Annotated in this window: 11 protein-coding genes, 2 tRNA genes and 1 pseudogene; 4 read left to right on the top strand and 10 right to left on the bottom strand. The window is 60.1% G+C overall.

Going from position 1 to position 12,824, the window contains the following annotated elements; all coding sequences use genetic code 11:
• Window positions 1-34: 34 nt before the first annotated feature.
• Window positions 35-1,291 carry a Zn-dependent hydrolase gene (locus IE100_RS01390; protein ID WP_189372322.1) on the bottom strand — a complete coding sequence of 419 codons (1,257 nt, stop codon included), beginning with the start codon at window positions 1,289-1,291 and terminating at the stop codon, window positions 35-37.
• A 143-nt stretch (window positions 1,292-1,434) separates the two neighbouring features.
• Here IE100_RS01390 and IE100_RS01385 point away from each other — a divergent pair, with 143 nt between their 5' ends.
• Window positions 1,435-1,908, top strand: a complete 474-nt coding sequence (locus IE100_RS01385; RefSeq protein WP_189372321.1) for an Lrp/AsnC family transcriptional regulator — start codon at window positions 1,435-1,437, stop codon at window positions 1,906-1,908.
• Between the two features lie 344 nt (window positions 1,909-2,252).
• Here IE100_RS01385 and IE100_RS01380 read toward each other — a convergent pair.
• The 4 genes and pseudogenes from IE100_RS01380 to IE100_RS01365 form a co-directional block, all read right to left on the bottom strand.
• A pseudogene (locus IE100_RS01380) lies at window positions 2,253-3,686 on the bottom strand (IS1182 family transposase).
• 216 nt (window positions 3,687-3,902) lie between these two features.
• Window positions 3,903-4,208, bottom strand: a complete 306-nt coding sequence (locus IE100_RS01375; RefSeq protein ID WP_189372319.1) for a hypothetical protein — start codon at window positions 4,206-4,208, stop codon at window positions 3,903-3,905.
• On the bottom strand, window positions 4,195-5,406 hold the full coding sequence (locus IE100_RS01370; RefSeq protein ID WP_189372317.1) for an Arm DNA-binding domain-containing protein: 1,212 nt from the start codon (window positions 5,404-5,406) through the stop codon (window positions 4,195-4,197). The genes IE100_RS01375 and IE100_RS01370 overlap by 14 nt, the downstream gene beginning before the upstream one ends.
• 9 nt (window positions 5,407-5,415) lie before the next feature.
• Complete coding sequence (locus tag IE100_RS01365) at window positions 5,416-5,631, bottom strand: hypothetical protein (protein ID WP_189372315.1); 216 nt, start codon at window positions 5,629-5,631, stop codon at window positions 5,416-5,418.
• A 148-nt stretch (window positions 5,632-5,779) separates the two neighbouring features.
• Here IE100_RS01365 and IE100_RS16570 point away from each other — a divergent pair, with 148 nt between their 5' ends.
• The gene (locus IE100_RS16570) at window positions 5,780-6,013 is read left to right on the top strand and encodes a helix-turn-helix domain-containing protein (protein WP_189372313.1); all 234 of its coding nucleotides are present in this window, start codon (window positions 5,780-5,782) and stop codon (window positions 6,011-6,013) included.
• A 369-nt stretch (window positions 6,014-6,382) separates the two neighbouring features.
• Here IE100_RS16570 and IE100_RS01355 read toward each other — a convergent pair.
• From IE100_RS01355 to IE100_RS01335, 5 genes are all read right to left on the bottom strand, one after another.
• Window positions 6,383-6,459 (bottom strand) — tRNA-Met (locus tag IE100_RS01355).
• A 105-nt stretch (window positions 6,460-6,564) separates the two neighbouring features.
• Window positions 6,565-6,641: transfer RNA gene (locus IE100_RS01350), tRNA-Met, on the bottom strand.
• A gap of 95 nt (window positions 6,642-6,736) precedes the next feature.
• Window positions 6,737-6,922, bottom strand: a complete 186-nt coding sequence (locus IE100_RS01345) for a hypothetical protein (RefSeq protein WP_189372311.1) — start codon at window positions 6,920-6,922, stop codon at window positions 6,737-6,739.
• A 232-nt stretch (window positions 6,923-7,154) separates the two neighbouring features.
• The gene (gene metG, locus IE100_RS01340; RefSeq protein WP_189372310.1) at window positions 7,155-9,215 is read right to left on the bottom strand and encodes a methionine--tRNA ligase; all 2,061 of its coding nucleotides are present in this window, start codon (window positions 9,213-9,215) and stop codon (window positions 7,155-7,157) included.
• A 101-nt stretch (window positions 9,216-9,316) separates the two neighbouring features.
• On the bottom strand, window positions 9,317-10,558 hold the full coding sequence (locus IE100_RS01335; RefSeq protein ID WP_189372308.1) for an MFS transporter: 1,242 nt from the start codon (window positions 10,556-10,558) through the stop codon (window positions 9,317-9,319).
• 356 nt (window positions 10,559-10,914) lie between these two features.
• Here IE100_RS01335 and apbC point away from each other — a divergent pair, with 356 nt between their 5' ends.
• Together apbC and murI are read left to right on the top strand one after the other, a co-directional pair.
• Window positions 10,915-11,997 carry an iron-sulfur cluster carrier protein ApbC gene (gene apbC / locus IE100_RS01330; protein WP_189372306.1) on the top strand — a complete coding sequence of 361 codons (1,083 nt, stop codon included), beginning with the start codon at window positions 10,915-10,917 and terminating at the stop codon, window positions 11,995-11,997.
• A gap of 15 nt (window positions 11,998-12,012) precedes the next feature.
• On the top strand, window positions 12,013-12,789 hold the full coding sequence (gene murI, locus IE100_RS01325; protein WP_229800171.1) for a glutamate racemase: 777 nt from the start codon (window positions 12,013-12,015) through the stop codon (window positions 12,787-12,789).
• Window positions 12,790-12,824 lie beyond the last annotated feature (35 nt).

Here is a 12,824-nt window from a genome sequence, read left to right as displayed (position 1 = left end):
CCGGGGCAATGATCGAAATGAATGGTGTTGGGGTTCAGGCAAACAGGCGCTTGAGTACGACATCGAGCAGTACCTGCGCGCCCTGCAGCAGCTGGGCATCGTCGGTGTGCTCGCGCGGGTTGTGGCTGATGCCGCCGTGGCTGGGCACAAAAATCATTGCGGCGGGCGCGATGCGGGCCATCATCTGCGCGTCGTGGCCGGCGCCGGAGGTCATGCGCCGGCAGCTCAGGCCGCGGGCAGCGGCGGCGTGCTCGACCTCGGCCACCAACGGTTCGGCAAACGGTACCGGCTCGAAACGGGCCAGTCGTTCGCTGTGGATGCGGACCTGCTCCTGCTGTTCCAGCAGTGCGAGGTAGTCGCGCAGCGCCTGCTCGGCTGCCTGCAGCCGGCTTTCGTCCGGGTCGCGCAGGTCGACGCTCAGCACCGCCTTGCGCGGAATCACGTTGATCAGGTCCGGCTCGAAGTGCAGCGAGCCGACGGTGGCCAGCGTGGTACCGGACTGCGCCGCCAGCTGGCGCACAAAGGTGACGATGGCGGCGGCAGCAAAGCCGGCGTCGTGGCGCAGGTGCATCGGGGTGGTGCCGGCATGATTGGCCTTGCCCTGGATGGTCAGCTGCTGCCAGGAGATGCCCTGCAGGTTGGCCACCGCGCCGATCTGCACGCCTTCGGCTTCCAGCACCGGCCCCTGCTCGATATGCAGCTCCAGATACTCGTGCGGCACGATGCTGCCTGCGGCCAACTCGCCGGCATAGCCGATGCGCAGCAACTCGTCACCCAAGCGCGTACCGTCGGTGCCAATGCTGTCCAGCGCCGCCTGCAACGGCAGGCCGCCGGCGTGCACCAGCGAGCCCATCATGTCCGGCTGGTAACGCACACCCTCCTCGTTGCTGAAGGCGGCCACGGTAATCGGACGGGGTGGCAGCACGCCCGCCTGGCGGAAGGCGCGTACCACGGCCAGCCCGGCCAGCACGCCGTAGCAGCCGTCCAGCGCGCCGGCGTTTTTTACCGTATCGATGTGCGAGCCCAGCATCAACGGGCGGGCATCCGCGCCAACGTTGGCCGCAGGCAGGGTGCCGAAGATGTTGCCGATCTGGTCCACCTGTACCAGCAGATCCAGTTCCTGCATCCAGCGCACCAGCTGGTCGCGGCCGGCTTTTTCGGCGTCGGTCAGCGCGATGCGGGTGCGGCCGCCCGACTCCTGGTCGGCGCCAATCTCGCCAAGCGCCCGGATCTGGCGCAGCAGGGTGTCGCCATCGAGGGGCAGTGTGTCTATCCGTGGGGTCAGGGGCATGTGTCGTCTCCAGAGGGCCGGCATAAGGGCGGGCCAGTAGCGAAATAATATTGCTGAACTGCCGTGAATTTTTCTTAATAATAAGGAGTGGATCGCAAAAATATTGCGTTTATGTACAGGCAGTCGCAAACGGGGACCAACCAATGAATAGCCAGCTGGATAGTTATGACCTGAGACTGCTGGCGGCGGTCCAGCAAGATGCGCGCACGCCGCAGAACGAGCTGGGCGAAGCGGTGAATCTTTCCACCGCCGCGGTGAACCGCCGCCTCAAGCGGCTGGGAGAGGAAGGCGTGATCGAGCGCTACACCGCGGTCATCGCACCGGATGCCGTGGGCTACGGACTGACCATCATCGCCACGGTAGAAGTAGAAAGCGAACAGATTGACCAGCTGGACGCGACCCGCCGCTCTTTCACTGTCTGCCCGCATGTGCAGCAGTGTTACTACACTGCCGGCGAGTGGGACTTCGTGCTGGTTTTTGTGGTGCAGCACATGGAGCAATACAACGAGCTGACCCGCAAGTTGTTTTTTGGCAATGCCAATGTGAAGCGATTCAAGACCCTGGTGGCGATGAGCCGCGACAAGGTGGGCTCGACGCTACCGATAGGAGAAAACTGAACGCAGACTGCTGTTCGAGGAGCTTTATTACACCAAGTGGCCGACTGATGCAGGTTCTAACAGGTTACGACACACCACCGGCCGATATCTATGCTGCCGACCCGGGAAGGCTCAATCTATCGGCCAACGTTGGTCTGTTCCTCTCTTGGGGGGCGATGAGATAAGGCTGCTTTCTCACAAGCAGCTGCCGATGTCTTGAGACATGGATTACGGCTGCTTTGGCCGGAGGCTGTGTGGAAACACAGTGAATGGTTGATACCAAGATGGCTGCGACGGGTTATTTGCGGGTTACCAATATCGGTTGCTGCGCAAACCAGGCTATTTCGATGGATAAAAAAGCCCTTTCAGGGCGCTACTGCCGCCATTAATCCTGCAAATCCGATGATCTTCATGACTCGCTTCAAGTTGTAGGCGAGTACATGCAGACTCATCTCCGTACTGACCCGTCCCAGGCTTCGTGTCAGGAAGTGCGTTGCGCCCATCCATTCCTTTAGCGTGCCAAACGGATGCTCTACCGTCTGGCGTCGCAGCTTCATCATGCCGCCCCGGGTGTCCAGCCGTTTCTGCATCTCTTCAAGCACGTCTTCGTGCTCCCAGCGTGTCACTCGCCGGTATGGGCTGGGCGTACATTGCGCCTTGAGTGCACAGCGAGGGCAGTCAAAGCTCCAATATTTATGGATGAGTGCAGCGCATTCCGTGGTAAAGAAACGCCAGATCAGCCGACTACCGGCCGGACACACGTATTCACCAGCCACCGGATCAAACACAAAGTCTTCTTTGTCGAAATGCCCCTCGGCTTTGGCTGAGGAAGTCATCGGCTTCGAAACCAACGGCACGATGCCGGCTTCAGCGCAGGCCCAGACTTCTTCTCCATGGAAGTAACCGCGGTCTGCAATGGCTTCAAGGTGGGCGGCCTGCATCGCTTCTTTGGCCTGCTTGGCCATCTTTGCCAATTGGCGCCGATCACTGCCCTGGTTGGTGACTTCGTGCGCCACGATAAGGTGGTGCCGGGTATCAACAGCCGTTTGCACGTTGTAGCCAACCAGCCCACGACTCGTGCTGGTCGCCATGGCTCAGGCATCGGGATCTGTCAGCGAAATTTGTCCTGACGGTTCTTGCTCAAGCTGGGCCTGGAGATGCTTGAGCTTTTCCAGTCGGGCTTTCAGCGTGGCCATTTTCTGCTTCAGCCGGGTTGTTCTGGCTTCAGCGATTTCAGCTGGCTGGCGGTCGGCGGTTTCCATCTCGGAGAGATAGCGCTCGATGCAGTGATCAATTTCCTGCATCCGCTTCTCCAGTTTGCCACGTGTGAAGTTACGGTCATGGGCATTCACGGCTTTGAACTTGCTGCCATCAATGGCGACGACAGCCTGCGTGAACAGATTCAGCTCCCGGCACAGCACGACGAACTGCCGGCAGACATTACGTATACCGGTGCCGTTATCTCGTCGAAAGTCGGCAATCGTTTTGAAGTCAGGTGAGAGCCACCCCAGCAGCCACATCAGCTCGACGTTCCGCTGTGCTTCTCGTTCGAGGCGGCGACTGGATGGAATCCGGTTGAGGTAACCGTAGATGTACAGCTTGAGCAAGATGGCTGGGTGGTAAGACGGCCGCCCGGTGGCTTTGGGATCGACGCCGGCAAAGCCAAGTCCGCGCAGATCGAGTTGCTCGACAAAGGCATCCACAATGCGCACCGGGTTGTCTTCACCGACATAGTCATCAAGCAGCGCTGGTAAAAGTGCGGCCTGAGACCTGTTCTCTCCTTGAACAAACCGTGTCATTGCGCAACCCTCGGCATGCCATTAGGAACATCATAGACACGGGGACGTTTTCACACAGCCTCGCCGAGAACCCGTCTTCTACCAGTTTTGGCCATACGCTTGAACGGTGAGATGTACCCAGTGCAACTCTGTCGGAACAGGAAGCGGTCGCATAAATACGAAAAGAATATCCGCCACTCAGCCAAAGCTGAGTAGCGGCATCGCCATATAAGCAATCTAAAGATCCGCTGTCCTGGATTGCGCCTCGGCCTTCAGTGCTTTGATCAAGAGGCGGTAGCTATCCCCCACAAGCAAGTCCTTTTCTACATTCGCGAGCAAACTCCTTGTGCCATTTCGACCATGATCACGCTTTGCCAGAATGAGAATTTCGGTGACTCGTGGGTAGTCTTGAGCAAGCCTGAATGCTTGCTGACGTACCGCGAGTGGAATCTCCTGATTGGCACCGAGTTCGCGCAGGTACAGGCCGATTTCTAGCATGGCCCATGTATGTCGTAATGCCCGCTCCTCATTAAACCGTTGCATGTTCATCCTCCTTCTGGATCTGGGCAGTTTTCAGTAGCTGCTCGAAGGCTGACCCATCACGGCGAGTAAGGTTAGGTACATAACGCGAATAAACTTTAAATAACATCTCCGTATTGGCATGCCCCATCTGTCGTGCAATCCACTCTGGTGCCTCCCCTGCGGCCAACCAGAGCGTGGCCGCCGTATGCCTGGTCTGGTATGGCCGCCTTCGCTCCAGACCCAATGCTCCTAACAGCGGGTACCAGACACGCTTGGTTACATTGTTGTGCTCGATAGGCAAGCCTTGCAGATTGCAGAAGACGTACTCGGACATGGCACCCGTCGCCCGGTACTGCTTCTGTAGTGCCTCGTAGACTGGCTGACTCATGGCGATGTCTCGCTGCGACGCATCGGTTTTCGTGTAGTCGTCCTCACCGTAGACTATGGTTTCCCTCACCAGGATCTGGCGACGATCAAAGTCCACATACTTCCACTTCAGGCCATCGATCTCCCCTGTACGCATGCCGGTAAAGAAACGCACCGTGTAGTAGTTGCGGAAATCTGGCCGCACGCTATCGATGATCTGCTTGACCTCCTGCAGGGTGAACGGCTGTACATCAGACTTTGGCACCTTCAACGGTTTGATGCGCACATAAGGCGTGGTAAAGTCGTAACGGTCGGCGGCTTCCTCGAAAATGCGTCTCAGCGGATCCATGATCTTGTTGATACGGTTAGCAGATAAGGTTGCATTACCATTCCGGCCAGAAACTTTGGCGAGCGACGACCGGAATTTAAGCAAGTCTGCTCGGGTGACAGCCCCGACCCTGACATTGCCGAATGCTGACAAGTAGTACTTATCGATGTTTCCCCTGATCGTAACCAGATAAGACCGGCGCCAGCCGATGCTGGTCTCAGCTAGCCACTCCTCGATGAAGTCTTTAAAAATTGGCGTCCGCAGCACCTTAGGATCCACTTCTTCTTTCTGCTCAAGAAGAAAACTAGGTACCGAGTCCTCTGAAATACCCTTCTCAGGGAAGAAAGTCTCGTAGCGAAACCGGCCAAGCTGAATCTCGGACTCTATCTGTTGAAGCATCCGCTCAAGTTTTCTTCGATTCGCTGCCGTGTTCTTTAGCTCTGTTTGCTCCCTGCACCGTTTTCCATTCCATCTGAAGTCCAAAAATAACAGCCCTGTCTCTTTTCTTGCTCGTACAACACCCATGATCGCCCCCTAGTCCGCCAAAGGCATGGCAATCGAGTCGGAGTGATTTCGAAGCAGATCCGCTTCGATGGCCTCCCAGATAAAAAGAAACTTTCTTCGACCGAAGGGGCGGACATAGTGCCTGCCCTCAAACAAGCAGTGATCAACTAGCTTGTTACGGATAGTGCGTGGGTCGTAGTGGATGCGGGAAGCCAACTCTTCAGTCGTGATGTAGGTAGAACTCATAGTCTCATTCCTTATGTGCATGTAAACTCAGAAGGTCATTTTTCCCTTTAAGTGGGAAATTTGACCCCCTAGAGATCATTATGCACGCAAAAAGACCTTTTGCAACACCTTTTAATCTATAGAAGATCATTATCATCCGGAGAAAGACATGATCAAATGCCACCTATCACGCATGATGGGAGAGCGACGCCTCAAAATCAGCGACGTAGCAAGAGACACAGGGCTGAATCGAGGTACGCTGACCAGGCTCTACCATGAGACGGCAGAAAGGGTTGAGCTAGATGTGCTGGACACCTTGTGCGCGTACTTCGATTGCCAAGTCAGCGACATCTTCGAGTTCAATCCCAATCTTGTGCCCAAGGGAGAAAACACGTCCCCTTGAGCGCAATGGAATACAAAAAGGACACTGAGCAAAGCCCGAAGATTGATAGCTGGGTGACGTAGGGTTTACCAGTCATTTCAATGCCCTAGCGTGATGCAAAGGTGACTTAACGCTACTTAATGACGATTTCAGACACTTGCACCTTGTGCCCACACTGTGCCCACTGGGCACAAACCGTGCAGAAATCCCAACGGTCATCACCAAACTGCGGGCCCATTCATCCCAAAGGTCAAAACGCCCCGTTCGGGAAACGCTGTGGGCACGGTTTAGGCACAAAAATGGGCACAGAACAGGTGCTGTGCCCAAATCACGGGTGGAAATGCACAAAACCCCCGATTCAATTTTTCAATTGAATCAGGGGTTTATATGTGGTTGCGGGAGCAGGATTTGAACCTACGACCTTCGGGTTATGAGCCCGACGAGCTACCAGACTGCTCCATCCCGCGACTGAATACTGCAAGTATAGATTGTACCGCGAGAAATAACCGGGAAACTCCCACTTATATTTCTCAAGGCAAAACGGTTTAGTCGCCAAACCGTTTTATGAATTCTGGTTGCGGGAGCAGGATTTGAACCTACGACCTTCGGGTTATGAGCCCGACGAGCTACCAGACTGCTCCATCCCGCGACTGAGAAAAGAATAGTACCGCGTATATTGCAGTGCGTCAAGCAAAAAGACAAAAGCCCTGCAAGGCAGGGCTTTGATTGTGGTGCCACGTTCTGTCAGGCGGCGGTCTGTACGTAGGCGTTACCCGAGTAGACCACGCTTTCCAGACCGGCGGAAGTGCGCATCGTCACTTCGTAGCGTCGGCCCAGCGGCTTGACATTGATGACTTCAAAGCGGATTTCTTCACCGCTGTCGGTTGTTTCCAGGATGCTATGGCCTGGCTCAAGTTGGTTGATTCTCATGATTTTTCCTTTTTGTCATTCTTTTTCTGACGATTATCCGGCTTACTGAAACAACATAAGCTCACGCTACGATAACGTGTTTATGTCGCTATTGACTATAGGTAGTTTCACGGAGTTCCCGTAGCACTGACGGCAGCTTAAGCCGCGATTATGAAACTCTGATGAATCCCCGCCATGAAAAATGCCCCGTCGGCGACGGGGCATGGGCGGTGTTGGCAAGCCGGCGGGGCGATCAGCCGATGCGCATGCCCGGTTCGGCACCGTCGTCGGCGTCCAGCAGGAACAGGCCGGAGTTGTCCTCCGGGCCGGAGGCGCACACGATCATGCCCTGCGACACGCCGAAGCGCATCTTGCGTTCGGCCAGGTTGGCGACCACGATCACCTTGCGGCCAACCAGCTTTTCCGGTTCCTGATAAGCAGAACGGATGCCGGAGAAGATGTTGCGCTGTTCGAAGCCGAGGTCGACGGTAAACTGCAGCAGCTTGTCGGAGCCGTCCACGAAGTTGCAGGCCAGCACCTTGCCGACGCGCAGGTCGAGCTTGGCGAAGTCGTCGATCTTGATGGTGTCGGCCAGCGGCTCGTAGTTGGCCGCGGCGGCCGGGGCTTGGGTTTCCATGCTTTGCTTGTTCGCCTCGATGAGTTTTTCCACCAGCACCGGGTCGATGCGCTGCATCAGGTGCTGGTACGGTTTAATGGTGTGGCCCAGCAGCAGCCGGTCGGCGTCCGCCCACTGCAGCGGCGCCACGTCGAGGAAGGCTTCCACGCCTTCGGCCAGCTTCGGCAGCACCGGCTTCAGGTAGATGGTCAGCAGGCGGAAGGCGTTGATCAGCACGCTGCACACCTCGTGCAGGCGCGCGTCCTGCCCTTCCTGCTTGGCCAGCTCCCACGGCTTGTTGGCGTCGACGTAGCCGTTGACGATGTCGGCAATGGCCATCACCTCGCGCAGCGCCTTGGCGTACTCGCGCGCCTCGAAGGCGGCGGCGATGTTCTCCGCTTCACCGGCGATATTGCCCAGCAGGCGGGTTTCGTCCTCAAGGTTGGCCGCAAGCTGGCCACCGAAGCGCTTGCTGATGAAACCGGCGGCGCGGCTGGCGATGTTGACGAACTTGCCGACCACGTCCGAGTTCACGCGCGCGACGAAGTCACCCAGGTTGAGGTCGATGTCCTCGATGCGGCCGTTGAGCTTGCCGGCGATGTAGTAGCGCATCCATTCCGGATTGAGGCCGCAGTCGAGGTAGCTCTTGGCGGTGATGAAGGTGCCGCGCGACTTGGACATCTTGTGGCCGTCCACGGTCAGGAAGCCGTGCGCGAACACGCCGGTCGGCGCGCGGTAGCCGGCGAAGTGCAGCATCGCGGGCCAGAACAGCGCGTGGAAGTACAGGATGTCCTTGCCGATGAAGTGGTACATCTCGGTCTTGCTGTCCGGCTTGAACCACTCGTCGAAATCGATGCCGGTGCGGTCGCACAGGTGCTTGAAGCTGGCCATGTAGCCGATCGGCGCGTCCAGCCACACGTAGAAGTACTTGCCCGGCGCGCCGGGGATCTCGAAGCCGAAGTACGGCGCATCGCGGCTGATGTCCCAGTCCTGCAGGCCGCCTTCGATCCACTCGTTCATCTTGTTCAGCGATTCGGCCTGCAGGTGGGCCTGGCTCACTCCGTCACCGCGCAGGCTGCTGCCGCCGGTCCAGTCCTGGAGGAAGCCGGTGCACTCGCCGAGGCGGAAGAAGTAGTGCTCGGAGGTCTTCAATACCGGCTTGGCGCCGGACACCGCCGAGTACGGGTTTTTCAGTTCGGTCGGGCTGTAGGTGGCGCCGCACTTCTCGCAGTTGTCGCCGTACTGGTCGGCCGCGCCGCACTTCGGGCATTCGCCCTTCACGAAGCGGTCCGGCAGGAACATGTTCTTTTCCGGGTCGTACAGCTGCTCGATGGTGCGGCTGGCGATCTTGTCGTTGGCCTTCAGCGCGAGGTAGACCTGCTCGGAGAACGCCTTGTTTTCCGGGCTGTTGGTGCTGTAGTAGTTGTCGTAGCCGATGTGGAAGCCGCTGAAATCGGCCAGATGCTCGGTGTTCACGCACTCGATCAGCTGCTCCGGGGTGATGCCCTGCTTTTCCGCGGCCAGCATGATCGGGGTGCCGTGGGTGTCGTCGGCACAGACGTAGTAGCACTCGTGGCCACGCATCTTCTGGAAGCGCACCCAGACATCGGTCTGGATGTGTTCAACCATGTGCCCCAAGTGGATGGCGCCGTTGGCATACGGCAGTGCGCTGGTAACCAGAATCTGGCGTTTAGTCATGAAATGCATCCCGATAAGCAATACGAAACCGTCGATTATAACGACAAAGGTTGGCCGCAACAGCGTTGCGGCCAACCTTTATAAGCCGTGTGCGCGAAACATCAGGCTGCCTGCGCCACCGGCGCCGCGCGCAGCTTCATCGCGTGGCGCACCCGCGGCCGGGCCACCAGCACGAACAGCAGCGAGGTCAAGAGCGACATCAGCGCGAAGCCGATCATGCCGCCAGCGATATAGGCGTGGCGGAACAGCTCGATGCCGAGCGCGTAGCCGGCCATCGACAACATGCTCATCGCCGCCGACACCGTGCCCTTGCTCACCGTGCTGGCCATCAGCGCGAAGCGGTACAGCACCGCGAACGACAGCCCCTCGCCGAAGGCCATCAGGCTCATGCCGGCCACCATATAGATGTGCGGCACGCTGCTGAGCTGGATGCCGCCCAGCATCAGCGCCAGGCCGCCGACGATCGGCCACATGCCCAGCAGCACCGAGCGCCCCAGCGCCAGGCGCTCGGTGAGCAACACCAGCGCGAAGTTGCCGGCGATCAGGCCGCCGAACACCGGCAGCTGCCACAGGCCGTACTCGACGGTGCTCATGCCCAGGTCTTCCACCAGCAGCACCGGCGACAGCGCGATCCAGCCCATCAGCGGCATCGCCAGCAGCGGGAGGCACAGCAGCGACAGCACGAAGCGGCGGTCGGCGAGCAGCGCCAGGTAGTCCGCGCCCATGCGGCGCAGCGGTGCGCGCGTGCGGCCAACGTCGACCGTTTCCGGCATCTTCCACCACAGCCCGAGCAGCGCCAGCAGCGACACGCCGGCGATGAACAGGAAGCAGCTGCGCCACGGCGCGAACTCGATCAGCGCGGCGCCGGCCAGCGGGCCGACCAGCGGCGCAATCAGCGCCACGTTGGCCATCAGCGCGGTGACCTTGACCGCGGTCTTCTCCTCGAACGCCTCCTGCACCGCGGCGTAGCCGACGGCGTTGATGAAGCACAGGCCGACGCCCTGCAGCACGCGCAGCGCCATGAAGGCCTCGATCGAGTTCACCAGATAGGTGGCGAGGCAGGCGACGATGAAATACACCACCCCGCCCAGCAGCACCGGTCGGCGGCCGATGCGGTCGGACAGCGGCCCGGTCAGCCACGGCATCAGCGCGCCGCCGAGCAGGAAGGCGGTCATCGCCATCGGCACCCACTCGATGCCGACGCCGAACTCCTGCACCACGCGCAGCATCGCCGGCTGCGCCATGTCGTTGGCGATGTAGACCGCAAATTCAAACAGCACCAGCGCCAGCGGGAACAGCATCCGCGCCGGGGTCAAACGGGAAATCCTGACAAATTCAGACAAAACGTCACCTCGAAAACACCGCCACGGAGCGGTCTGCCATCCCGTGCCGGCTGAGAAAAAAGGCGTCGATTCTACGCCGAATCAGTCACTTGCACCAGCAAATCTGTCTATACCGCCGCCATGACAAAAAAGTAAGCAGCAATCTGCGGCCAACCTTGCTCGCAAGCACGGCATGCACGACGCCGGCGCAGCGCTTATCATGGCGGCTGCGGCCAAAACGGCGGGCAAGCCTGTTCGCCCGCGGCAAACCCGATTAAAATAGTCGGCTATTCATCCCGCTCAAGATCACCATCATGCTTTCCCGACTCGGCAAACTGTTTGGCGTCCAAGGCGACGCCGCTTCCCGGACTACTGACATGGCCCTGACCGACACCGACATTCTCGATGCCATCGCCGACCTGATCGACGAAGACACCCACAAGCCCTACCGCAAAGGCGTCAGCGTGCAGCAAAACGATGCCGCCCACCTCAATGTGCGCGTGGCGCTGCCCTACCCGGCCAAAAGCCGCTTCGCCGCCATCGCCGAGCTGTTCCGCGAGCGGCTGGCGCCGCTGGCCGGCGAGCGCAAGCTGAGCATCGACGTGGTCAGCGAGATCACCAGCCACTCGGTACAGCGCGGCGTGCCGCTGCTGCCGGGGGTGAAGAACATCATCGCGGTGTCGTCCGGCAAGGGCGGCGTCGGCAAGTCCACCACCGCGGCCAACCTGGCGCTGGCGCTGGCGGCGGAAGGCGCGTCGGTCGGCATCCTCGACGCCGACATCTACGGCCCGTCGCAGCCGCTGATGATGGGCCTGCAGGGCCAGAAGCCGGAGGTGATCGACGGCAAGCTGGTGCCGCTGCCGGCGCACGGCGTGCAGACGATGTCGATCGGCTATCTGGTCGACGAGGACCAGGCGATGGTGTGGCGCGGCCCGATGGTAAGCCAGGCGCTGCAGCAGCTGCTCAACGACACACTGTGGAACGAGCTGGACTATCTGGTGATCGACATGCCGCCGGGCACCGGCGACATCCAGCTGACGCTGTCGCAGAAGGTGCCGGTCACCGGCGCCATCATCGTCACCACGCCGCAGGACATCGCGCTCTTGGACGCGAAGAAGGGACTGAAGATGTTCGAGAAGGTCGGCGTGCCCATCCTCGGCATCGTCGAGAACATGGCCATGCACGTGTGCAGCAACTGCGGCCACGAAGAGCACATCTTCGGCCACGGCGGCGCCGAGCGGATGAGCGCGCAGTACGGTGTCGACGTGCTCGGCTCGCTGCCGCTGGATCTCTCCATCCGCCTGGCCACCGACGACGGCCGCCCGACGGTGGCGGCAGCGCCGGACAGCGCACTGGCCGCCCGCTACCAGCAGATCGCGCGCAAGGTGGCGGTCAAGGTCGGCGACAAGGCACGCGACTTCTCTGGTAAATTCCCGAAAATCGTCATCCAGAACAGTTAATCCCTCATGATCGGCATGTTTGATTCCGGCCTAGGCGGCCTTTCGGTGTGGCGCGAGCTCACCGCCCAGCTTCCCGACGAACCGGTGATCTACCTTGCCGATCAGGGCTACTGTCCCTACGGCGGGCGCAGCGACGACGAGCTGATCGCCCGTTCCGAGCTGATCGCCGACTACCTGCTGGCACAGGGCGCCACCCTGCTGCTGATCGCCTGCAACACCGCCACCAGCGCCGCGGCGCGTCACCTGCGGCTGAAGTATCCGACGCTACCCATCGTCGGCATGGAGCCGGCGATCAAGCCGGCGGCGCTGTCGACGCAGAGCGGCAAGGTCGGCGTGCTGGCGACGCAGGCCACGCTGCGCGGCGAGAAATTCCGCCAGCTGGCGGCGCAGCTGCACGACCACGCCGAGATCTACAGCCAGGCCGGCACCGGCTTCGTCGAGCTGGTGGAAAGCGGCGAGCTGGACAGCGACAACGCCCGGCGCACCGTCGCCGCAGCGCTGGCGCCGCTGCTGGCGCACAACGTCGACCACGTGGTGCTCGGCTGCACCCACTACCCGTTCCTGGCGCCGCTGATCCGTGAGCAGCTGCCGCCGCACATCGACATCATCGACCCCACCGATGCCGTGGTGCGCCAGACGCTGCGCCTGCTGCAGCAACACCAGTGCCGCAGCGGCCCGCAGACGCCGCCGCAGTACCGCTTCGTCACCACCGGCGACGATCACAGCATGCAGCGATTCCTGCGGCAGATCCTGCAGCGCGACGACCGCGTCGAGACCCTGTTGCCGGCCTGACATTGCGGCTGACGTTGCGGCCAACGTTGGCCGCA

The sequence above is a fragment of the Vogesella alkaliphila genome (assembly GCF_014652475.1).
GTDB classification, from domain to species: Bacteria; Pseudomonadota; Gammaproteobacteria; order Burkholderiales; family Chromobacteriaceae; genus Vogesella; species Vogesella alkaliphila.
The sequence above is the reverse complement of the archived record's forward strand: the minus strand, read 5'-3'. Positions and strand labels throughout refer to the sequence as shown.